Here is a 20,632-nt window from a genome sequence, read left to right as displayed (position 1 = left end):
TAGGCAGGCTGCCTGCTGCGGTCGGCGTCGATTGTAATTAAGATGGGGCAGTGTTTCTTCTGCCAAGGTATCCAAACCGTGACTGCGAACAACCCGCTTCTGCAATCCCACGATCTGCCGCCCTTCTCGCAAATCCGTGCCGAACACGTGTTGCCGGCGATCGAAGCGATCCTGGCCGACAACCGTAAAGCCATTGCCGAGATCCTCGACAAGCAGGGCAAGAACCCCTCCTGGGCTGGCCTGGTACTGGCCATGGATGAACTGAACGACCGCCTGGGTGCTGCCTGGAGCCCGGTCAGCCACCTGAATGCGGTGTGCAACAGCGCTGAACTGCGCGAGGCCTATGAGTCGTGCCTGCCGGCGTTGAGCGCCTACTCTACCGAACTGGGTCAGAACCGTGCGCTGTTCGACGCCTACCAGGCTTTGATCAACAGCCCCGAAGCCGCCGGTTTCGACGTGGCGCAAAAGACTATCCTCGAGCATGCCCTGCGTGACTTCCGCCTGTCGGGCATCGACCTGCCGGCAGACAAGCAGCAGCGTTACGCCGAAGTGCAGAGCAAGCTCAGCGAGCTGGGTAGCCGCTTCTCCAACCAGCTGCTCGATGCGACCCAGGCCTGGACCAAGCACGTCACCGACGAAGCCGCGCTGGCTGGCCTGACCGACTCGGCCAAGGCGCAAATGGCCGCCGCTGCCCAGGCCAAGGGCCTCGACGGCTGGCTGATCACCCTGGAATTCCCCAGCTACTACGCAGTCATGACCTACGCCAGTGATCGCGCCCTGCGCGAAGAGCTGTACGCCGCCTACTGCACCCGCGCCTCGGACCAGGGCCCGAACGCCGGCCAGTTCGACAACGGCCCGGTGATGCAGGAAATCCTCGGCCTGCGCCAGGAGCTGGCCGAACTGTTGGGCTACAAGAACTACGCCGAGCTGAGCCTGGCCACCAAGATGGCCGAGTCCAGCGACCAGGTGCTGAACTTCCTGCGTGACCTGGCCAAGCGTTCCAAGCCATTTGCCGCCCAGGACCTGGAGCAACTGAAAGCCTACGCCGCCGAACAAGGCTGCCCTGAGCTGGCCAGCTGGGACGCCGGCTACTTTGGCGAGAAACTGCGCGAGCAACGCTACAGCGTTTCGCAGGAAGCCCTGCGTGCTTACTTCCCGATCGACAAGGTGCTGAGCGGCCTGTTCAGCATCGTGCAGCGCCTGTACGGCATTGAAATCGCTGAGCTCAAGGGCTTCGACAGCTGGCACCCGGACGTGCGTCTGTTCGAAATCAAGGAAAACGGCCAGCACGTCGGCCGCTTCTTCTTCGACCTGTACGCCCGTGCCAACAAGCGCGGCGGCGCCTGGATGGACGGCGCCCGCGACCGTCGCCGCACTGCTGCTGGCGAGCTGCAGAGCCCGGTGGCCAACCTGGTGTGCAACTTCACCCCGGCCGCACCCGGCAAGCCGGCGTTGCTGACCCACGATGAAGTCACCACCCTGTTCCACGAGTTCGGCCATGGCCTGCACCACATGCTGACCCGCATCGAGCATGCCGGTGTATCCGGCATCAACGGCGTGGCCTGGGACGCGGTCGAGCTGCCGAGCCAGTTCATGGAAAACTGGTGCTGGGAGCCGGAAGGCCTGGCGCTGATCTCCGCCCACTACGAAACTGGCGCCCCCCTGCCCCAGGACCTGCTGGACAAGATGCTGGCGGCAAAGAACTTCCAGTCGGGCATGATGATGGTGCGCCAGCTGGAGTTCTCGCTGTTCGACTTCGAACTGCATGCGACCCATGGCGACGGCCGCAGCGTGTTGCAGGTGCTCGAAGGCGTGCGCGACGAGGTGTCGGTGATGCGCCCACCGGCGTACAACCGCTTCCCCAACAGCTTTGCGCACATTTTCGCGGGCGGTTACGCAGCCGGCTACTACAGCTACAAGTGGGCCGAAGTGCTGTCGGCCGACGCCTTCTCGCGTTTCGAGGAAGAAGGCGTGCTGAATGCCGAAACTGGCCGCGCGTTCCGTGAGGCGATCCTGGCCCGTGGTGGTTCGCGCGAGCCAATGGAGCTGTTTGTCGACTTCCGTGGGCGTGAGCCTTCCATCGATGCGTTGCTGCGCCACAGTGGCCTCACCGAGAGCGCCGCAGCATGAGCGAGGTTGCCGTGAACAAGACCAAGAAACGCTTCATTGCCGGGGCGGTATGCCCGGCGTGCAGCGAGCCTGACAAGCTGATGATGTGGAGCGAAGACGACACCCCGCACCGTGAGTGTGTGGCCTGCGGCTTCACCGACACCCTCAACGAGCAGGGGCTTTCGGTGCCCAAGGAGCTTGGCACCCGGGTCAACCACCTGGCACCCAAGGCCACGCCGGCCAAGGTGCAGACGGTGCAGTTCTTCCCGAATCCGAAGCTGAAGAAACCGGCTGAGTAATGCTGTCGTGCCACCCGGGTGCAAAGCCCGGGTGGTAGATAGTCAGGCCCTCCGGCATACGCTGGCCATGCACGCTCTCTTGCTTCTTTCCACGAGCAAAGTGACGTGCCATGGACAACCCTCTGCTGCAAGCTAGCCACATCCCTATCGATTTCCCTTCCATCACCCTTGAAAGCATGCGTGCGGCTTTCGATCATGTGCTACTGGCGCACGAGCAAGGGATCGAGCGCATCATCCGTGATCAGCAGGCCATGCCCACCTGGGATGACATGGTGCTGGCGGTGGACGGCCTGGACAGCCAGCTACTGGCGGTGTTGTATGCCGCCTCGCCATTGGTTGGCCGGGATGAAGCCTGGGCCAACGCCATCATCGAGTTTTACGGTAAAGCGACGGCATGTTTCGAACAGAAGTTCGTCAACATGGGTTTGCATGCACTCTATGAGCGTTTGGCCAACAGTGACATTGGCAAGCAGTTGGATGCCCAGAAACGCGCCACCTTGCGTTGGCATCTGGACAAGTTCGCCTCCAGCGGGGCGTTGCTCGATGCCGCTGGCAAGGCGCGCCTGGCAGACCTTCAGGCGCAGATCGCTGTTGCCTGCAACGCATTTCGCAGCAACATCAACCGGCCAGGGCTGAGTATTGCCGATGAGTCCGAATTGAGCGGCATCCCACAGCGGATACGCGACACATTGGCTGCACGGGCGCAGGAAAGCGGTGAGCCGGGCTGGTTGATAGCCTGTGACAGCGTGACCACTGATGAGGTGCTCAAGCATGCCGCCAACCGCCAGCTACGTGAGCGTGTTTACCGGGCATTCCACGCCCGTGGCGTCAGCCAGGATCTCAAACTGGACAACCGCTCATATCTGCAGCACTTGGCCCAACTGCGCGAGGAAAAGGCCCTTCTGCTCGGTTTTTCCGGCCATCTGGAGCAGAGCCTGCATGTGAAGAGTGCGGGTTCCGTGGCTCAGGTGCGCGGCTTTCTTCATGCTTTGGCCGATGATGTGCGCCCGGCCATGTTGCGCTGGCGCTCACAGGTGGCGCGTCAGGCTGCCGATCACGGGCTGGAGAATCCGCAACCTTGGGACTACGACTACTTGCAGGCGTCTTCGCGCGGCGAGTTGTCCAGCGAAATCCTGCGTGACTACTTTCCGCTGAACACGGTTGTCAGCGCGCTACAGGCGCTGGCGCAGAGGCTGTTTGGTGTGGTGCTCCAGCCTAAGCCGCTCGCTACCTGGGATGAAAGCGTGCAGCCGTTCGAGGTGTGGCAGGACAACGCCTTCATCGGTTTTCTGTATCTGGATGCCGTGCAGCATGCCGGAAAGCAGCCAGACGCCGTGGTCACCACATACCTACGCAACCGCCGGGTCGATGCCGAGGGTATCTACCAGGCCGCGTCGGTGGTGGTTTTCAGCGATGTGCCGCAGGCACCGCCAGGTAGCCAGCCATTGCTCGACCACTTGTCACTGCGCAAGTTGTTCCATGAGTTCGGCCATGCCCTGCACCATTTACTGGTGCGTACGACGAACCACGTGATGTCCAACGTGACCGAACTGGGCACCGATGGTGTGGAGCTGTTTGGCAAGCTGTTCGAGCGTTGGGTCTGGGATGCTGATTACCTGGTGTCGATTTCGGCTCATGCAAGCGATGGCAGCCCGCTGACCCGGCGGCAAGCCGATGAATGCCTGGAGGCGCTGCGGCAGCAGGGCGTGGAGGAAATCGCGCGTCATCTGAGCCTGGCGCTGTTCGACATGGACCTGCATGCCGCACCGAACGATGGCAGGTCCTTTGAGCAGCGCCTGAATGAGGCCCGTGAGCGCTGTGGCTACTGGCCACTCGCTGATTTCGAGCACCCGGCGCATGCCTTCGAGCACCTGGTGAATGGCTACGATGCGGGTTATTACGCCTACCTGTGGTCGGATGTGCAGGCCTTTGACGTGTTCACACGCTTCGAGGCCGAGGGCCTGTTGAACCGGGCCACGGGCCAGGCCCTGCAGGACGCGTTGTTCGCCCCGGGTGCATCGCGCCCACTGCGCGAAGGCATCGAGGTGTTTCTGGGGCGGCAACCTGAACAGGCAGCGTACCTGAGCTGGCATGGCCTGAAGTAGCCAGACCAGAGGTGCTGGAAAGATTCTGGCGTGCATTATACTGTATATGGATACAGTATAGAGGTGAGCCATGATTGCTCCAGCACCGCGAAAGGGCCGTGGCACGGCGCACAACCCCCATAACCGCTTTGCCCCGAGCCATTCGGTGGCAGTGGATGATGGCTGGTACCAGGAAGTGCCACAGACGCAAGGCACTGAAGTGCGGGTCGAGACCGCCAAGTCGGTGATCAGTCGTAACACCTCGCCCGATCTGCCCTTCGACCGCTCCATCAACCCTTACCGTGGCTGCGAGCATGGTTGCATCTACTGCTATGCCCGCCCCTCGCACGCCTATTGGGACCTTTCCCCCGGCCTCGATTTCGAGACCAAGCTGATTGCCAAGACCAACGCCGCCGAGGTGCTTGCGCAACAATTGAGCAAACCGGGCTACGTGTGCGCGCCGATCAACCTGGGCTCCAACACCGACCCTTACCAACCGATCGAGCGGGAGCACATGCTCACCCGGCGGCTGCTTGAGGTTTTGCTGCGTTTTCGCCATCCGGTGACCATTGTCACCAAGGGTTCGCTGGTGTTGCGTGATCTCGACTTGCTGGCCGAGATGGCCCGCCAGCGCCTGGCGCGGGTAATGATCAGCCTGACCACGCTGGACGATGATCTCAAGCGGGTGCTGGAGCCACGCGCGGCCTCTCCCGGCGCTCGGTTGAGGGCTATCCGGGTATTGCGCGAAGCGGGTGTGCCGGTGGGTGTGTTGTGTTCGCCGATGATTCCGATGATCAATGACAGTGAACTGGAACGCCTGTTGGAGGCGGCCAAGGAAGCCGGCGCACAGAGCGCGGCCTACATGATGCTCCGCCTGCCGCTGGAGGTGGCGCCCTTGTTCGAGCAGTGGCTGCAGGACCATTACCCGCAACGGGCTGCGCATGTACTGAGCCTGATTCGCCAGAGCCGGGGCGGCGAGCTGTACGACAGCCGGTTTGGCGCGCGCATGCGCGGCGAAGGGGTGTTTGCCGAGCTGTTGGCCCAGCGTTTTGCCAAGGCCATGAAGCGGCTGAACTTTGAGGGGCGGGAAGCGCAGGCGCTGGATTGCTCGGCATTCTGCCCACCTGGGGGCCAGATGGCGTTGTTCTGATGCCTGCAACTCAGCTAATGACACCCAATAATTTTGCTAATCTATATTGGCAACTGATGCTTTTTTGCTATTATCCAGATCCCGCCTTTCCTGTCTGGAACGCCCGTTCTAGAGCCGTCGAATTAAGTTTCAGTTAAGTTTTCCCCGCTAGCGTAGGAAATCAGTCCACACCGACTGTGATCAATGGCCCGTGCGTGTCATCTAAATCCCTGCATAGCCAGAATCTTTCACCGGTAAAATGGATTTACCTACACACCGTCAAGAGGATGAATCATGCCCGTCAAGGACCCATCCAAGGTCGTTCCGGATGTACCCGCCGAGGGCGCCGATGCAGCCCTGAAGCACATCGTCGACGGCTTCCTGCGCTTTCACCATGACGTCTTCCCCGAGCAGCAAGAGCTGTTCAAGAAGCTCGCCACTGCGCAAACGCCGCGTGCCATGTTCATTACCTGCGCCGACTCGCGCATCGTCCCCGAGCTGATCACCCAAAGCTCGCCAGGCGACCTGTTCGTGACCCGTAACGTGGGTAACGTGGTACCGCCTTACGGCCAGATGAATGGCGGTGTTTCCAGCGCGATCGAGTACGCCGTACTTGCACTGAAAGTGCACCACATCATCGTATGTGGCCACTCCGACTGCGGCGCCATGCGTGCGGTACTCAACCCGCAATCGCTGACCAAGATGCCAACCGTTTCCGCCTGGTTGCGTCACGCTGAAGTGGCGCGCACCGTGGTCGAGAACAACTGCTCGTGCGGTAGCGAACACGAGACGATGCAGGTGCTGACCAAGGAAAACGTCATCGCCCAACTGCATCACTTGCGTACCCATCCTTCGGTTGCCTCGCGCCTGGCAGCCGGTGAGCTGTACATCCATGGCTGGGTCTACGACATCGAGACCAGCAAGATCGAAGCCTACGATGCCGCCAGCGACAGCTTCTTGCCCCTGGCTGCTGGCGAGCCGGTCCCCTGCGCTACCCCGAGAGGCCGCTACTAAGCGACCCATCCACCGCTAGAACTTTGATAGCCGGCTGCACCCTTCAGGGTGTGGCGCGGCCTTCTGCTGCCTTGAATTCCCTGACTGCCCTGCCGGCACGCCCGCTGGCGGCCCGCGCCTGCGCGCTCGTCAGGGGCAAACGTGCCCACGGCCAGGGGAATGGCCGTGTGACTGAGAATGGAGAAACACGGTGAACATTACACAGTTGAAAGCGGCCCTGCCGCGTGAGTTGCTGGCGTCGGTGGTGGTCTTTCTGGTGGCCTTGCCGTTGTGCATGGGCATTGCGATCGCCTCGGGCATGCCGCCGGCCAAAGGCCTGATTACCGGCATTATCGGCGGCATTGTCGTGGGTTTCCTCGCCGGTTCGCCGCTACAAGTCAGCGGCCCGGCCGCCGGCTTGGCGGTGCTGGTGTTCGAGCTGGTGCGCCAGCACGGCATGGCCATGCTGGGGCCGATACTGCTGCTGGCCGGGTTACTGCAGTTGCTGGCTGGGCGCCTGCGCCTGGGATGCTGGTTCCGCGTCACCGCGCCAGCGGTGGTGTACGGCATGCTGGCAGGGATTGGCGTGCTGATCGTGCTGTCGCAAGTGCATGTCATGTTCGACACCGCGCCCCAGCCTTCCGGCATGCAGAACCTGCTGGAGTTCCCGGCAACCGTGGCCGCAGCCTTGCCACAGGAAAGCGCTGGTACCGGCTGGATGGCCGGTGCGCTGGGCCTGGGTACCATCGCCATCCTGTGGGGCTGGGAGCGCTTGCGGCCGCAGCGGCTGCGCTTCGTCCCGGGTGCCCTGCTGGGTGTTGCGGCGATGACCGGCATCAGCATGTGGCTGGCCTTGCCGGTCAACCGGGTGCAGGTGCCGGCAGACTTGTCCGAGGCCATCGACTGGATCCGCCCGGAAGATCTGATGCAGTTGGCCGACCCTACCCTGCTGGTCGCAGCCTTCGCCCTGGCGTTCATTGCCAGCGCTGAAACCCTGCTGTCGGCTGCGGCGGTAGACCGCATGCACAGCGGCCAGCGCTCGGACTTCGACCGTGAGTTGTCGGCCCAGGGGATCGGCAACATGCTCTGCGGTGTGTTGGGTGCTTTGCCGATGACTGGCGTGATCGTGCGCAGTTCGGCGAATGTGCAAGCGGGTGCGCAAACCCGGGCTTCGGCGATCTTCCATGGCCTTTGGCTGCTGGCGTTCGTAGTGGCGCTGAGTAGCGTGCTGCAACAGATTCCGGTGGCGAGCCTGGCGGGTGTGCTGGTGTTTACCGGGGTAAAGCTTGTGGACTTCAAGGCGTTTCGCGGATTGGGCCGTTATGGCCGCATGCCGATGTTCACCTATGCGGCGACAGCGCTGGCGATCATCTTTACCGACCTGCTGACCGGCGTGCTGCTTGGCTTTGCCCTGACCTTGCTGAAGCTGGCGTTCAAGGCGGCGCGGCTGAAGATCAATCTGGTGAGCCTGGAGAAGGCTGGGCACATGGAGCTGCGGCTTAGCGGTGCGGCGACGTTCCTCAAGGTGCCGGCGCTGACTCAGGTGCTGGATAGTGTACCGGCGGGGACCACGCTGCATGTGCCGTTGGGTAACCTGAGCTACATCGACCACTCGTGCCTTGAGCTGCTTGAAGACTGGGGCCGCAGCAATGCGGCGAATGGGGCGCGGTTGCTGATAGAACAGCGGCGCTTGAAGCGGCGGATCGAGGGGCGGTTGCGGACTACGGCGGGGCTTGGTACCTGATACCGATCCTTAACAGGGTGATTTTTGTAGGAGCAGCCTTGTGCCGCTCCTACAGGGATCTCACCGGGCTCTGGATTCAGGCCGGCTGACCCAGCTCCACACCCAGCTGCCGCGACAGGCACGGCCAGCGCTTCCAGGCCTCGCCAGTTGCCGGGCTGCTCAGTTTTTCGCGATAAGCCTCCACTGACTCCACCGCAAAACTCTCGTCATTGAGCATTTCGTCAACCGAGTGATGCACCACTTCATCCAGCTGGTTGGCAAATTCCTCGCCAATCAGCTGGTGGGCAATCAGATTGGCGACGGTCGTATCGACCGGGATCAGCGGCTGCTGGAAGTGACGGATATACAGATCGTTCACCTCTTCCACCAGCCGGTGCGCCAGGTAGGCCTCGTCCAGCAGGCAGTCCAGGCCCACATGCCCTTGCATCACGCTGGGCGGCTGCAGGAAGTAGGCTTCGGCAATTTTCAGTACCGGCTTGATCTGCGACTCGATCCCGGCCTCGCGGGCAACCGCATGTGCGGCCTCCAGCAGTTCCGGAACCTGGTCGATGTAGGCGCTGACGAAGCGCGCCAAAGTACCCTGGGCGTCCTGCTCAGGCAGTTGGATCGAGGGGTGCAGGTGCGGCAGTTGCAGCTCGAGACGCTGTTTCAATTGGCCAGTCTGGCCTTCATGTTGATGGGCTTGGCTTACCTGCTCGCGTACAGCAGCGATGTTCATGACAACTCCAGGGACATTACGTTTCAAACGGAAGACACTAAATTAGCTCGGTATACAGAATACCTAAGACCTATTTGTTATAAATCTCGCAAACGTGTGCGCTCTCAGGCATATCAAGGTGCCATTATTGCGCCATGCCCCCTCAAGCGTGCGGTTTTCAGGCAATTTGGCCATTTCGTGAAGTTCATTTCACAGGCTTCATTGCGTGCCATTGGTCGCTGTCTATACTCCCGGTGAACGTGATTCGTTGATGAGGCCCGACTGCTTTTAGCAGGGGCTCGGTCGTCGAAGCCAGGCAGTCTTGACCGCCGTTCCCTCTTGCCGCAGGCCACGCCTCCGGGACAACAAGAATTAGAAGGGGAACCCGCAATGATGCGACATCCACATGTCTGGATGGGCCTCCTGTTGTGGTCGGTTTTTGGTCAGGCCAACGCCGCCTGGACCGTGAACATGCACCCGGGGGCGACGGAAGTCTCCAACGCCGTCTTCGACCTGCACATGACCATCTTCTGGGTCTGCGTGATCATCGGCATCGTGGTTTTCGGCGCGATGTTCTGGTCGATGGTCATCCACCGCCGTTCCACCGGTCAGCAGGCCGCGCATTTCCACGAGCATACCTGGGTGGAAATCCTCTGGACCGTGGTGCCCTTCCTGATTCTGGTGGCCATGGCCATCCCGGCCACCAAGACCCTGATCGACATCTACGACGCCAGCGAGTCGGACATCGACATTCAGGTCACCGGCTACCAGTGGAAGTGGCACTACAAATACCTGGGCCAGGACGTGGAGTTCTTCAGCAACCTGGCCACCCCCGCCGACCAGATTCACAACAAAGCCCCCAAGGACGAGCACTACCTGCTCGAAGTCGACCAACCGCTGGTGCTGCCGGTGGGTGCCAAAGTGCGCTTCCTGGTAACGGCCGCCGACGTTATCCACTCCTGGTGGGTGCCGGCTTTTGCGGTCAAGCGCGATGCCATCCCCGGCTTCGTCAACGAAGCCTGGACCCGTATCGAGAAGCCCGGCATCTATCGCGGCCAGTGCACCGAGCTGTGCGGTAAGGATCACGGTTTCATGCCGGTGGTGGTCGAGGTGAAATCCAAGGCCGACTACGACACCTGGCTGGGTGAGCGCAAAGCCGAAGCCGCCAAGCTCAAGGAGCTGACCAGCAAGGAATGGACCCTGGAAGAGCTGGTGGAGCGTGGCGACAAGGTCTACCACACCACCTGCGTGGCCTGTCACCAGGCCGAAGGCCAGGGCTTGCCACCGATGTTCCCGGCATTGAAGGGCTCGAAGATCGCTACCGGGCCCAAGGAAGGCCACCTGAGCATCGTCTTCCACGGCAAACCCGGTACCGCCATGGCTGCATTCGGCAAGCAGCTCTCGGAAGTGGATATTGCCGCCGTGGTCACCTACGAGCGCAACGCCTGGGGCAACAACAAGGGCGACATGGTCACGCCGAAGGACGTGCTGGCGCTGAAGCAGGCAGAAGCGCAATGAACCGGGTTACTCGCGGCAATCAATGGGTTGCAGGAGACAGGACATGAGCACAGTGATCGACGACCACGCCCACGGCCATGAGCACGCCCACGGCCCGGCCAAGGGCCTGATGCGCTGGGTGCTGACCACCAACCATAAAGACATCGGCACGATGTACCTGTGGTTCAGCTTCATCATGTTCCTGCTTGGCGGCTCGTTCGCCATGGTGATTCGCGCCGAGCTGTTCCAGCCCGGGCTGCAAATCGTGGAACCGGCGTTCTTCAACCAGATGACAACCATGCACGGCCTGATCATGGTGTTCGGCGCGGTGATGCCGGCCTTCGTCGGCCTGGCCAACTGGATGATCCCGTTGATGATCGGCGCGCCCGACATGGCCCTGCCGCGCATGAACAACTTCAGCTTCTGGTTGTTGCCGGCGGCGTTTCTGTTGCTGGTGTCGACCCTGTTCAGCCCCGGCGGCGGGCCGAATTTTGGCTGGACCTTCTACGCCCCGCTGTCCACCACCTATGCACCGGCCAGCGTCACCTTCTTCATCTTCGCCATCCACCTGATGGGCATCAGCTCGATCATGGGCGCGATCAACGTGATCGCCACCATCCTCAACCTGCGTGCCCCCGGCATGACCCTGATGAAAATGCCGCTGTTCGTCTGGACCTGGCTGATTACCGCGTTCCTGCTGATTGCGGTGATGCCGGTGCTGGCCGGTGTGGTGACCATGATGCTGATGGACATCCACTTCGGTACCAGCTTCTTCAGCGCCGCCGGTGGCGGTGACCCGGTGCTGTTCCAGCATGTGTTCTGGTTCTTCGGCCACCCCGAGGTGTACATCATGATCCTGCCCGCCTTCGGTGCGGTCAGCTCGATCATCCCGGCGTTCTCGCGCAAGCCGCTGTTCGGCTACACCTCGATGGTGTACGCCACCGGCGCGATTGCCTTCCTGTCGTTCATCGTCTGGGCCCACCACATGTTCGTGGTCGGCATCCCGGTGGTGGGCGAACTGTTCTTCATGTACGCCACCATGCTGATCGCCGTGCCCACCGGGGTGAAGGTGTTCAACTGGGTCAGCACCATGTGGGAAGGCTCGCTCACCTTCGAGACGCCGATGCTGTTTGCCATCGCCTTCGTCATCCTGTTCACCATCGGCGGCTTCTCCGGCTTGATGCTGGCCATCGCCCCGGCGGACTTCCAGTACCACGACACCTACTTCGTGGTCGCACACTTCCACTACGTGCTGGTGCCCGGGGCGATCTTCGGCATCTTCGCCTCGGCCTACTACTGGCTGCCGAAATGGACCGGCCACATGTACGACGAAACCCTCGGCAAGCTGCACTTCTGGCTGTCGTTCATCGGTATGAACATGGCCTTCTTCCCCATGCACTTCGTGGGGCTGGCCGGCATGCCACGGCGCATTCCGGACTACAACCTGCAGTTCGCCGACTTCAACATGGTGTCGTCGATCGGGGCCTTCATGTTCGGTGCCACGCAAATCTTCTTCCTGTTCATCGTCATCAAGTGCATCCGTGGCGGCGCGCCGGCACCGGCCAAGCCTTGGGATGGCGCCGAGGGCCTTGAGTGGTCGATCCCCTCGCCTGCGCCCTACCACACCTTCCAGACGCCACCGGAAGTGAAATAGGAAGCCCGCCATGAACGGCCTGTCGCTCAAACGCCTGGTAACGCGCCTGCTGATGCTGACGGTGGTGATGTTCGCCTTCGGCTTCGCCCTGGTGCCGATCTACGACGTGATGTGCAAGGCCTTTGGCATCAACGGCAAGACTGGCGGGCAATACGAAGGCAGCCAGGTCAGCGACCCGTCGCGTTCGGTGCGGGTGCAGTTCATGTCGACCAATGCCAGCGACATGGTCTGGGATTTCTACTCCACGGCTGACCAGTTGGAGGTCAACCCGGGTGCGGTGAACCAGATGATCTTCATTGCCCACAACCCGACCGACCGGCCGATGAGTGCGCAGGCGATACCCAGCATTACCCCGGCCGAGGCCGCCGCGTATTTCCACAAGACCGAGTGCTTCTGCTTTACCCAGCAGGTGCTGCAGCCCGGCGAACGCATCGAGATGCCGGTGCGCTTCATCGTCGACCGCGACCTGCCGGCCAGCGTGAAGCACCTGACACTGGCCTACACCTTGTTCGACATCACCGCTCGCCACCCGCCGGTCGCGCATGTTGCGGCCCAGGACGTTCAGGGCGCCCGTTAAGGGAAGGAGAACAGCAATGGCAAGTCATGAGCACTACTACGTTCCGGCGCAGAGCAAGTGGCCGATCATCGCCACCATCGGCATGTTCATCACGGTGTTCGGCCTGGGCACCTGGTTCAATGACATGAAGGCCGGCCACCCGGAATCGCACGGGCCGCTGATTTTCTTCGTGGGTGCATTGTTCCTGGCCTACATGCTGTTTGGCTGGTTCGGCGCCGTGGTGAAGGAGAGCCGCGCGGGGTTGTACAGCCCGCAGCTGGACCGCTCGTTCCGCTGGGGCATGAGCTGGTTCATCTTCTCCGAGGTGATGTTCTTCCTCGCCTTTTTCGGTGCGCTGTTCTACGTGCGTGTGCTGGCCGGGCCGTGGCTGGGGGGCGAAGGGGCCAAAGGGGTTGCGCACATGTTGTGGCCGACTTTCGAGTTCACCTGGCCGCTGCTGCACACGCCCGACCCGAAACTGTTCCCGCCGCCCAAGGAAGTGATCGACCCGTGGCACCTGCCGCTGATCAACACCATCCTGCTGGTCAGTTCCAGTGTGACCATCACCATTGCGCACCATGCGCTGCGCCGTGATCACCGTGGGCCACTGAAGTTCTGGATGGCGCTGACCATTCTTCTGGGTATCAGCTTCATTACGTTGCAGGCCTACGAGTACCACGAGGCCTATACCAAGCTGGGGCTGACGCTGGGTTCGGGGATCTATGGTGCGACGTTCTTCATGCTGACCGGCTTCCACGGCGCCCACGTGACGTTGGGGACGATCATCCTGATCGTGATGTTCGTGCGCATTTTGCGTGGGCACTTCAACCCGGAGAAACACTTCGGCTTCGAGGCGGCCAGTTGGTACTGGCACTTCGTTGATGTGGTTTGGGTGGGGTTGTTCATCTTCGTGTATGTGCTCTAGGGCCAATCGCCGGCAAGCCAGCTCCCACAGGGGGGCACTGACCCTGAGGCATGTGGGGTTCCTGTGGGAGCTGGCTTGCTGGCGATGAGGCCATCAAACCAACTGCACATTCAGAAGGGAGCATGCGAAACCAGCTGACCACTGATAAAGCCCCAGGCGACCAGGCCGACTGTCAGGGCCGCCAGGGTCACCCGCACGGTCAGCGCCTTGAGCAGGCGGGTCGAGTTTTCATCGTCTTTGACCAGAAACACCAGGCCACTGAACAGGCTGGCAATCGTGGCCAACAGCATCAGGACAATCGCGGCCTTGAGCATGGCGCTACTCCGGGGGGGATGCGGTGATGTGGATAAGTATAGCGAGGCGCCCGTGAGGCCGTTTCGCCCAGGCTGGGTACCGACCCTGGCGATGCTTGCGCTGCTGCCGGGCCTGATAGCGCTTGGCTGCTGGCAACTCGGCCGTGCCGAGGAAAAGCGTACGCTGCTGGCCAGCTATGCCGAACGGCGAATCGAAGCCCCGATCGCCACGGCCCAGCTCGTATCAAACGAAGACAACGCCTTCCGCCGCGTTCACCTCTATGGCCGCTTCGACGCCGGGCACAGCCTGTTGCTGGACAACCGCATGCGCGACGGCCAGGCCGGTGTGGAACTGCTGCAACCCTTCCATGACCAGGCCAGCGGCCTGTGGCTGCTGGTCAACCGCGGCTGGCTGCCCTGGCCAGACCGCCGCGTGCCTGTGCATTTCGATACCCCTTCCCAGGCCATGGCGCTGGACGCTTCAGTGTACGTATCACCCGGCAGCACGTTCCAGCTGCATCCCGACCCGGAAGGCGGCCAATGGCCGCATCTGCTCACGGCCGTTGATGCCGCACAGCTCTGGCCGCAACTGGACCGCGAAGGCTACGCCCATGAGCTGCGTCTGGAACCAGGCCCGGCAGCCTATCGCCTGGATTGGCCAGTAGTCGCCATGGGCCCGGAAAAACACCTGGGGTACGCCGTGCAGTGGTTTGCCCTTTCTGCCGCATTGGTTCTGCTCTACCTCTACTTTGGCTGGCACCACAACAAGGAGAAACGCCATGGCCACCGCCACTCCACTGGACGTGCCTGAACGTGGCAAACCCAGAGCCCGCGGGCGTTTGCAGCTATTACTGATTTTGCTGGTGGTGCTCGGGCCGATGATTTTGGCCACCAGCATGTACAAACTTCAGTTCTGGGTGCCGGATGGCCGCAGCTACCACGGCGCCATGATCGGCAATGGTGAAAGCCGTGCCGATATCGGCGTGGCGGGTGAGGACGAGCGCTGGCAGCTGCTGGTCAGCGCGCCTGAGGCCTGCGCCGAGGACTGCCAGCGCCTGGTGTACCTGGCCCGGCAGATCCAGGTCGGCCTGGGCCGCGATGCCAGCCGCGCCAGCCATGCGCTGGCCGCCGCCCAGCCGCTGAGCGCCGACTACCAGGCGCTGCTTGGCCGTGAGTACCCGCAACTGCAACGTTACCCGCTGGATGCCCAGCACTACCTGCAGAAGGTTGGCGAGCCTGGCCCGCAGCTGTGGATCGTCGACCCGCACGGCAACCTGGTGCTGCGTTACGACGGCAAGGTCAACGGCAAGCATGTGCTGGACGATCTGCGCCACCTGCTCAAGCTGTCCAACATCGGCTAGGAGCCTGCCATGGCCAGACCTGGATTCCGCTTGGCTGTATTCGCCACCCTGCTGGCACTGCTGGTCGTCCTGCTCGGTGCCTATACCCGCCTGACCCACGCCGGCCTGGGCTGCCCGGACTGGCCAGGTTGCTACGGCTTCATCAGCGTGCCCAAGAGCGAGGCCCAATTGGCCCATGCCGAGCTGCACTTCCCCGATCACCCCGTGGAAGAGGCCAAGGGCTGGGCCGAGATGGTCCATCGCTACTTCGCCGGCACGCTGGCCGTGGTGATTGCCCTGCTCGCCTTTCAGGCGGTGCGCCGGCATGCCCGCGATGGCCAGCCCTATCGCCTGCCTGTGTTGTTACTGGGCGTGGTGCTGGCCCAGGCGGCTTTCGGCATGTGGACAGTTACCCTGAAGCTGTGGCCACAGGTGGTTACCGCGCACTTGCTCGGCGGGTTCACTACGTTGAGCCTGCTGTTCCTGCTATCCCTGCGTCTATCCCGGGCTTTTGCGCCATTGCCCAAGTTGCCGTTGAGCTTGCGCCGGATCGCTGCATTGGCCCTGCTGGTGGTGATCGGCCAGATCGCCCTGGGCGGTTGGGTCAGTGCCAACTACGCAGCGGTCGCCTGCATTGACCTGCCCACTTGCCATGGCCAGTGGTGGCCGGCGGCGGACTTCAGCAACGGCTTCCATCTGACCCAACACGTCGGCCCCAACTACCTCGGCGGGCAACTGGACAGTGATGCACGCACGGCCATCCACATCAGCCACCGGCTGGGGGCACTGTTGGTGACTTGCGTGCTTTTGATGCTCAGCTGGAAGCTGCACCGCTGTGGCCTCCCCGGTCTGGCGCGGCTGGTACTGTTGGCGCTGGCCCTGCAAGTGGGCCTGGGCATCAGCAATGTGTTGTTCCACCTGCCACTGGTGGTGGCTGTGGCGCACAACGCGGGTGGGGCGATGTTGCTGCTGAGCATGGTGCTGGTGAACTACCGCATTCGCGTGGTCGACAAGTTGCGCGTGGGTGTCGGCCACGGCTGGCGCCTGCGGCCGGTGGCCGGCGTGGGCACTTCCCTTCACATGAGGAACGATTCGTGGCGACGCTTCTGAGTGCACGGCGGGCCAGCTGGCGCGATTACCTGGAGCTGACCAAGCCCAAGGTGGTGGTGCTGATGCTGATTACCTCGCTGGCAGGCATGTTCCTCGCTACCCGGGCCGGGGTGAGCTGGAGCGTGCTGCTGTTCGGCAACCTGGGCATCGGCTTGTGTGCAGGTGGTGCAGCGGTGGTCAACCATGTGGTGGATCGGCGCATCGATGCGCTGATGGCCCGTACCCACAAGCGGCCCCTGGCCCAAGGCCGGGTCGAGCCACTGCCCGCACTGTCGTTCGCCTTGGCGCTCGCAGTGTTGGGCATGGCGCTGCTGCTGGTGTTCACCAACGCCCTGACCGCCTGGCTAACCCTGGCGTCCTTGCTTGGCTATGCGGTGCTCTACACCGGCTTTCTCAAGCGTGCCACGCCACAGAACATCGTCATCGGTGGCTTGGCCGGCGCCGCCCCGCCGCTGCTCGGCTGGGTGGCCGTAAGCGGCCATGTCAGCGCCGAACCCTTGCTGCTGGTGCTGATCATCTTCGCCTGGACGCCACCGCACTTCTGGGCCTTGGCCATCCACCGCAAGGAGGAATACGCCAAGGCCGATATCCCGATGCTGCCGGTGACCCACGGCGAGCGCTACACCAAGCTGCATATCCTGCTGTACACCCTGGTATTGCTGGCGGTCAGCCTGTTGCCGTATGCCATCCACATGAGCGGCCCGCTGTACCTGGCCTGTGCCCTGGCGCTGGGCCTGCGCTTCCTGCATTGGGCCTGGGTGTTGTACCGTGGCAGCCGGCCGCACGCGGCGATCGGTACCTTCAAGTACTCTATCGGCTACCTGTTCGCGCTGTTCATCGCGTTGCTCCTCGACCACTACCTGTTGCTGAACCTATGACCCGAACCCAGAAAACCGTCTTTATCCTCGTTGCCCTGGTCGCGCTGATCATGGGCCTGACTGTCAACAAGGTGCTCAATGGCCGCGACCAGCCCAACCCTACCGAGCTGATCGACGCCGGCATCATCCTGCTGCCGCAGAGCCGTACCGTGGCGGATGTGACCATGACCAACCAGGACGGCCAGCCAGTGCGACTGGATGACCTGAAGGGCAAATGGTCGCTGCTGTTCTTTGGCTACACCTACTGCCCGGACATCTGCCCGACTACCTTGGCCCAGTTGCGCCAGGTGAAGAGTGAGCTGCCCAAGGAAGCCGTTGACCGGCTGCAGGTGGTGTTGGTGAGTGTGGACCCGAACCGCGACACGCCTAACCAGTTGAAGCAATACCTGGGCTATTTCGACAAGGACTTTGTCGGGGTGGCGGGGTCGATCGAGGATACCCAGAAGTTGGCTAATGCCTTGAGCATTCCGTTCATTCCGGCCGATACCAGCAAGCCGGGGTATACCGTGGATCACAGCGGTAACCTGGCGGTTGTGGGGCCGGATGGGCGTCAGCGTGGTTTCATTCGTGCGCCGTTCAACAACCAGAAGCTGGTGGCGCAGTTGCCCGGGCTTGTGAAGCGGGATTGAGATTTCGAGCCTGCTTTGCAGGCCTTGTGCCGCGAAAGGGCCGCAAAGCGGCCCCGGGGATTTCGGATCAGAACGCCGGAACCACAGCGCCCTTGTATTTCTCGACGATGAACTGCTTCACCTCAGGCGAGTGCAGCGCAGCGGCCAGTTTCTTCATGTCTTCCGAGTCTTTGTTGTCCGGGCGGGCAACCAGGATGTTCACGTAAGGCGAGTCGCTGCCTTCGATGGCCAGCGCGTCCTTCTCCGGGTTCAGCTTGGCTTCCAGCGCGTAGTTGGTGTTGATCAGGGCGGCATCGACCTGGGTCAGCACGCGCGGGATGGTGGCCGCTTCCAGCTCACGGAACTTGATGCTTTTCGGGTTCTCGGCAACATCCTTCACGGTGGACAGGATGTTCTTGTTGTCCTTCAGCTTGATCACACCGGCCTTGTCCAGCAGCAGCAGGGCGCGGCCGCCGTTGGTGGCGTCGTTGGGGATGACCACGGTGGCGCCGGAAGACAACTCGTCCAGCTTCTTGATCTTGGTCGAGTACACGCCCAGCGGCTCGATGTGCACGCCGGCTACGCTCACCAGTTGGGTGCCCTTGGCCTTGTTGAACTCATCCAGGTACGGCTGGTGCTGGAAGAAGTTGGCGTCCAGGCGCTTTTCGGCCACCTGCACGTTCGGCTGGATATAGTCGGTGAACTCCTTCACCTTCAGCTCCACGCCCTCTTTCGCCAGCTGTGGTTTGACGAAGTTGAGGATCTCGGCGTGCGGCACCGGGGTGGCGGCAACGGTCAGGGTATCGGCGTGGGCCGAGAAGGCCGCGACAGCGGCAGCGACAGCAAGCAGCTTCTTCATCAATCACTCCTTGTGAGGGCCGCGACGGCCCCCGAACGGGTCGGCCGGGCCGACCCCATTGGGGTTACTTACGGGAAAAATGCACGACCAGTTTGTCGCCCACGCTCTGCAGTACTTGAACCAGTACCAGCAGCAATACCACGGTCACTACCATTACATCGGTCTGGAAGCGCTGGTAACCGAAGCGAATCGCCAGGTCGCCCAGGCCACCGGCACCGACCACACCGGCCATGGCGGTGTACGACACCAGGGTGATGGCCGTTACGGTGATGGCCGCGAAGATGCCCGGGCGGGCTTCCGGCAGCAGCGCACTGGTGATGATCTGGCGGGTGGTGGCGCCCATCGACTGGGTAGCTTCGATGATGCCGCGGTCCACTTCACGCAGGGCCGTTTCCACCAGGCGCGCGAAGAACGGCGTGGCACCTACCACCAGCGGCGGAATGGCGCCGGCAACGCCCAGCGAGGTGCCGGTGATCAGTACGGTGAACGGGATCATCACGATCAGCAGGATGATGAACGGCAGCGAGCGCAGGATGTTCACCACCAGCGACAGCAGCGCATACACGCCCTTTTGCTCGAACATCTGCTTAGGCCCGCAGAGGAACAGCAGCACGCCCAGCGGCAGGCCCAGCAGCACGGTGAAGAACAACGAGCCGAACAACATGATCATGGTATCGACGGTGGCCAGCCAGATTTCGGCCCAGTCGACGTTTGCAAAGAAATTCAGGGCGTCCATCAACGCAGTACCTCCATATGTACGTCAGCTGCCTTGAAGCGGGCGAATGCCGCTTCCATGTCACCGCCGATCAGGGCGAGGGTGAGCTGGCCATAGGGGACATCCTTGATGCGGTCGATACGCCCGGCGAGGATGCTGTAGTCCACACCGGTTTCGCGGGCCACGGTGCCCAGCAGCGGCGCGTAGGTGGCGTCGCCCTGGAAGGTCAGGCGCACGATACGGCCTGGTACATGGGCGAAATCGTCGCGCTGTTCGCCTTCGTCGACTTGCTCGTCCTCCTGGACAAAGCGCTTGGTGGTGGGGTGCTGCGGGTGCAGGAACACATCGGCCACCGAGCCTTGCTCGACGATCTGGCCGGCGTCCATCACTGCCACGCGGTCGCAGACACGGCGGATCACGTCCATTTCATGGGTGATCAGCACGATGGTCAGCTTCAGCTCACGGTTGATCTCGGCCAGCAATTGCAGGACCGAAGCCGTGGTTTGCGGGTCGAGGGCACTGGTAGCCTCGTCGCACAGCAGGATCTTCGGGTTGGTGGACAGGGCGCGGGCGATGCCGACGCGCTGCTTCTGGCCACCGGACAGCTGCGCCGGGTACTTTTTGGCGTGGTCTTGCAGGCCTACACGGGCCAGCAGCTCGGTGACACGTTTGTCGATTTGGCTGCGCGACAGCTCGCCGGCCAGGGTCAGTGGCAGGGCGACGTTGTCGGCGACGGTCTTGGAGGCCAGCAGGTTGAAGTGCTGGAAGATCATCCCGACCTGCTGGCGGAAGCCGCGCAACTGGCTGGCGTTGAACGCGGTGACGTCTTCGCCGTCGACGATGATCTTGCCGCCGGAGGGCTCTTCCAGGCGGTTGATCAGGCGCAGCATGGTGCTTTTGCCGGCGCCGGAATGGCCGATCAGGCCGAACACCTGGCCATCTTCGATGGTCAGGCTGGTCGGATTCAGTGCGGGGATTTCCCTACCGGCAACGCGGTAGGTTTTATGTACCTGTTGGAACTCGATCACGTAGCGAACCTTGTGGGGCGCATGAAATTTGGGTCAGCGGTTAGCTGGGGTCGCGCATTTTAGCCTTTTCCCATAGCTGTTCTTAGCATTTATTTCGTAATGCACCAATCCATC

The 20,632-nt window shown here is 62.2% G+C and carries 20 protein-coding genes; 15 read left to right on the top strand and 5 right to left on the bottom strand.

The features are described 5' to 3' along the window. Positions 1 to 78 precede the first annotated feature (78 nt). The 6 genes from prlC (at position 79) to D906_RS05185 (ending at position 8,358) form a co-directional block, all read left to right on the top strand. Complete coding sequence (gene prlC, locus D906_RS05210) at positions 79 to 2,130, top strand: oligopeptidase A (protein WP_232889095.1); 2,052 nt, start codon at positions 79 to 81, stop codon at positions 2,128 to 2,130. Next, positions 2,127 to 2,408 carry a YheV family putative zinc ribbon protein gene (locus D906_RS05205; protein ID WP_019098084.1) on the top strand — a complete coding sequence of 94 codons (282 nt, stop codon included), beginning with the start codon at positions 2,127 to 2,129 and terminating at the stop codon, positions 2,406 to 2,408. The genes prlC and D906_RS05205 overlap by 4 nt, the downstream gene beginning before the upstream one ends. 110 nt (positions 2,409 to 2,518) lie before the next feature. Further along, the gene (locus D906_RS05200; protein WP_027614790.1) at positions 2,519 to 4,513 is read left to right on the top strand and encodes a M3 family metallopeptidase; all 1,995 of its coding nucleotides are present in this window, start codon (positions 2,519 to 2,521) and stop codon (positions 4,511 to 4,513) included. A 70-nt stretch (positions 4,514 to 4,583) separates the two neighbouring features. Beyond that, positions 4,584 to 5,642, top strand: a complete 1,059-nt coding sequence (locus tag D906_RS05195) for a PA0069 family radical SAM protein (protein ID WP_019098086.1) — start codon at positions 4,584 to 4,586, stop codon at positions 5,640 to 5,642. Between the two features lie 273 nt (positions 5,643 to 5,915). After that, the gene (locus D906_RS05190) at positions 5,916 to 6,635 is read left to right on the top strand and encodes a carbonic anhydrase (protein WP_016712825.1); all 720 of its coding nucleotides are present in this window, start codon (positions 5,916 to 5,918) and stop codon (positions 6,633 to 6,635) included. 190 nt (positions 6,636 to 6,825) lie between these two features. Further along, positions 6,826 to 8,358: a SulP family inorganic anion transporter gene (locus D906_RS05185; protein ID WP_027614789.1), complete on the top strand. Its 1,533-nt coding sequence runs from the start codon at positions 6,826 to 6,828 to the stop codon at positions 8,356 to 8,358. A 76-nt stretch (positions 8,359 to 8,434) separates the two neighbouring features. Here D906_RS05185 and D906_RS05180 read toward each other — a convergent pair whose 3' ends face one another. Beyond that, positions 8,435 to 9,076 carry a hypothetical protein gene (locus D906_RS05180; RefSeq protein WP_019098088.1) on the bottom strand — a complete coding sequence of 214 codons (642 nt, stop codon included), beginning with the start codon at positions 9,074 to 9,076 and terminating at the stop codon, positions 8,435 to 8,437. Positions 9,077 to 9,445: 369 nt separating this feature from the next. Between D906_RS05180 and coxB the strand changes: the two genes are divergently transcribed. From coxB to D906_RS05160, 4 genes are read left to right on the top strand one after another with little or no spacing between them, the layout of a single operon-like run. Continuing rightward, complete coding sequence (gene coxB / locus D906_RS05175) at positions 9,446 to 10,573, top strand: cytochrome c oxidase subunit II (protein ID WP_019098089.1); 1,128 nt, start codon at positions 9,446 to 9,448, stop codon at positions 10,571 to 10,573. Positions 10,574 to 10,616: 43 nt separating this feature from the next. Further along, positions 10,617 to 12,206 (top strand): cytochrome c oxidase subunit I, encoded by a 1,590-nt coding sequence (gene ctaD, locus D906_RS05170; protein WP_016497403.1) that lies wholly within the window; start codon positions 10,617 to 10,619, stop codon positions 12,204 to 12,206. A 10-nt stretch (positions 12,207 to 12,216) separates the two neighbouring features. Further along, positions 12,217 to 12,783 (top strand): cytochrome c oxidase assembly protein, encoded by a 567-nt coding sequence (locus tag D906_RS05165; protein ID WP_016712829.1) that lies wholly within the window; start codon positions 12,217 to 12,219, stop codon positions 12,781 to 12,783. A 16-nt stretch (positions 12,784 to 12,799) separates the two neighbouring features. Beyond that, positions 12,800 to 13,687 (top strand): cytochrome c oxidase subunit 3, encoded by an 888-nt coding sequence (locus D906_RS05160; protein WP_019098090.1) that lies wholly within the window; start codon positions 12,800 to 12,802, stop codon positions 13,685 to 13,687. 110 nt (positions 13,688 to 13,797) lie between these two features. On the opposite strand, the gene D906_RS05155 is transcribed toward D906_RS05160, so the two are convergent. After that, positions 13,798 to 14,001: a twin transmembrane helix small protein gene (locus D906_RS05155; RefSeq protein WP_019098091.1), complete on the bottom strand. Its 204-nt coding sequence runs from the start codon at positions 13,999 to 14,001 to the stop codon at positions 13,798 to 13,800. Between the two features lie 52 nt (positions 14,002 to 14,053). Here D906_RS05155 and D906_RS05150 point away from each other — a divergent pair, with 52 nt between their 5' ends. Genes D906_RS05150 through D906_RS05130 form a run of 5 tightly spaced genes read left to right on the top strand, consistent with a single transcriptional unit; the run spans position 14,054 to position 17,937 of the window. Then, positions 14,054 to 14,791 carry an SURF1 family protein gene (locus tag D906_RS05150; RefSeq protein ID WP_027614788.1) on the top strand — a complete coding sequence of 246 codons (738 nt, stop codon included), beginning with the start codon at positions 14,054 to 14,056 and terminating at the stop codon, positions 14,789 to 14,791. Beyond that, on the top strand, positions 14,760 to 15,341 hold the full coding sequence (locus D906_RS05145; RefSeq protein WP_025754204.1) for a hypothetical protein: 582 nt from the start codon (positions 14,760 to 14,762) through the stop codon (positions 15,339 to 15,341). The genes D906_RS05150 and D906_RS05145 overlap by 32 nt, the downstream gene beginning before the upstream one ends. Before the next feature lie 9 nt (positions 15,342 to 15,350). Continuing rightward, positions 15,351 to 16,430 carry a heme A synthase gene (locus tag D906_RS05140; protein ID WP_025754203.1) on the top strand — a complete coding sequence of 360 codons (1,080 nt, stop codon included), beginning with the start codon at positions 15,351 to 15,353 and terminating at the stop codon, positions 16,428 to 16,430. Continuing rightward, on the top strand, positions 16,415 to 17,308 hold the full coding sequence (gene cyoE / locus D906_RS05135) for a heme o synthase (protein ID WP_019099212.1): 894 nt from the start codon (positions 16,415 to 16,417) through the stop codon (positions 17,306 to 17,308). The genes D906_RS05140 and cyoE overlap by 16 nt, the downstream gene beginning before the upstream one ends. Continuing rightward, positions 17,305 to 17,937 (top strand): SCO family protein, encoded by a 633-nt coding sequence (locus D906_RS05130; protein WP_019099211.1) that lies wholly within the window; start codon positions 17,305 to 17,307, stop codon positions 17,935 to 17,937. Before cyoE ends, D906_RS05130 begins: the two co-directional genes overlap by 4 nt. A gap of 67 nt (positions 17,938 to 18,004) precedes the next feature. Here D906_RS05130 and D906_RS05125 read toward each other — a convergent pair whose 3' ends face one another. The 3 genes from D906_RS05125 to D906_RS05115 all read right to left on the bottom strand — a co-directional run bounded on the left by D906_RS05125 (position 18,005) and on the right by D906_RS05115 (position 20,518). Then, positions 18,005 to 18,775, bottom strand: a complete 771-nt coding sequence (locus D906_RS05125; protein ID WP_016712836.1) for a MetQ/NlpA family ABC transporter substrate-binding protein — start codon at positions 18,773 to 18,775, stop codon at positions 18,005 to 18,007. Between the two features lie 64 nt (positions 18,776 to 18,839). After that, complete coding sequence (locus D906_RS05120; protein WP_010951513.1) at positions 18,840 to 19,511, bottom strand: methionine ABC transporter permease; 672 nt, start codon at positions 19,509 to 19,511, stop codon at positions 18,840 to 18,842. Continuing rightward, a complete protein-coding gene (locus D906_RS05115; protein ID WP_019099210.1) occupies positions 19,511 to 20,518 on the bottom strand; it encodes a methionine ABC transporter ATP-binding protein in 1,008 nt (335 codons plus the stop codon). The genes D906_RS05120 and D906_RS05115 overlap by 1 nt, the downstream gene beginning before the upstream one ends. Positions 20,519 to 20,632 lie beyond the last annotated feature (114 nt).

The organism is Pseudomonas sp. LAIL14HWK12:I1 (assembly GCF_003202095.1).
Taxonomy (GTDB): domain Bacteria; phylum Pseudomonadota; class Gammaproteobacteria; order Pseudomonadales; family Pseudomonadaceae; genus Aquipseudomonas; species Aquipseudomonas monteilii.
Note: the sequence above shows the minus strand (reverse complement) of the source record. Positions and strands in the feature narration are given on the sequence as shown.

What these genes read in the sequence shown, in the direction of transcription:
- D906_RS05205 (WP_019098084.1), top strand. Translation starts at nt 2,127, where the DNA reads ATGAGCGAGGTTGCCGTGAACAAGACCAAGAAACGCTTCATTGCCGGG.
- D906_RS05200 (WP_027614790.1), top strand. Translation starts at nt 2,519, where the DNA reads ATGGACAACCCTCTGCTGCAAGCTAGCCACATCCCTATCGATTTCCCT.
- D906_RS05195 (WP_019098086.1), top strand. Translation starts at nt 4,584, where the DNA reads ATGATTGCTCCAGCACCGCGAAAGGGCCGTGGCACGGCGCACAACCCC.
- D906_RS05190 (WP_016712825.1), top strand. Translation starts at nt 5,916, where the DNA reads ATGCCCGTCAAGGACCCATCCAAGGTCGTTCCGGATGTACCCGCCGAG.
- D906_RS05180 (WP_019098088.1), bottom strand. Translation starts at nt 9,076, where the DNA reads ATGAACATCGCTGCTGTACGCGAGCAGGTAAGCCAAGCCCATCAACAT.
- coxB (WP_019098089.1), top strand. Translation starts at nt 9,446, where the DNA reads ATGATGCGACATCCACATGTCTGGATGGGCCTCCTGTTGTGGTCGGTT.
- ctaD (WP_016497403.1), top strand. Translation starts at nt 10,617, where the DNA reads ATGAGCACAGTGATCGACGACCACGCCCACGGCCATGAGCACGCCCAC.
- D906_RS05165 (WP_016712829.1), top strand. Translation starts at nt 12,217, where the DNA reads ATGAACGGCCTGTCGCTCAAACGCCTGGTAACGCGCCTGCTGATGCTG.
- D906_RS05160 (WP_019098090.1), top strand. Translation starts at nt 12,800, where the DNA reads ATGGCAAGTCATGAGCACTACTACGTTCCGGCGCAGAGCAAGTGGCCG.
- D906_RS05155 (WP_019098091.1), bottom strand. Translation starts at nt 14,001, where the DNA reads ATGCTCAAGGCCGCGATTGTCCTGATGCTGTTGGCCACGATTGCCAGC.
- D906_RS05145 (WP_025754204.1), top strand. Translation starts at nt 14,760, where the DNA reads ATGGCCACCGCCACTCCACTGGACGTGCCTGAACGTGGCAAACCCAGA.
- D906_RS05140 (WP_025754203.1), top strand. Translation starts at nt 15,351, where the DNA reads ATGGCCAGACCTGGATTCCGCTTGGCTGTATTCGCCACCCTGCTGGCA.
- D906_RS05130 (WP_019099211.1), top strand. Translation starts at nt 17,305, where the DNA reads ATGACCCGAACCCAGAAAACCGTCTTTATCCTCGTTGCCCTGGTCGCG.
- D906_RS05125 (WP_016712836.1), bottom strand. Translation starts at nt 18,775, where the DNA reads ATGAAGAAGCTGCTTGCTGTCGCTGCCGCTGTCGCGGCCTTCTCGGCC.
- D906_RS05120 (WP_010951513.1), bottom strand. Translation starts at nt 19,511, where the DNA reads ATGGACGCCCTGAATTTCTTTGCAAACGTCGACTGGGCCGAAATCTGG.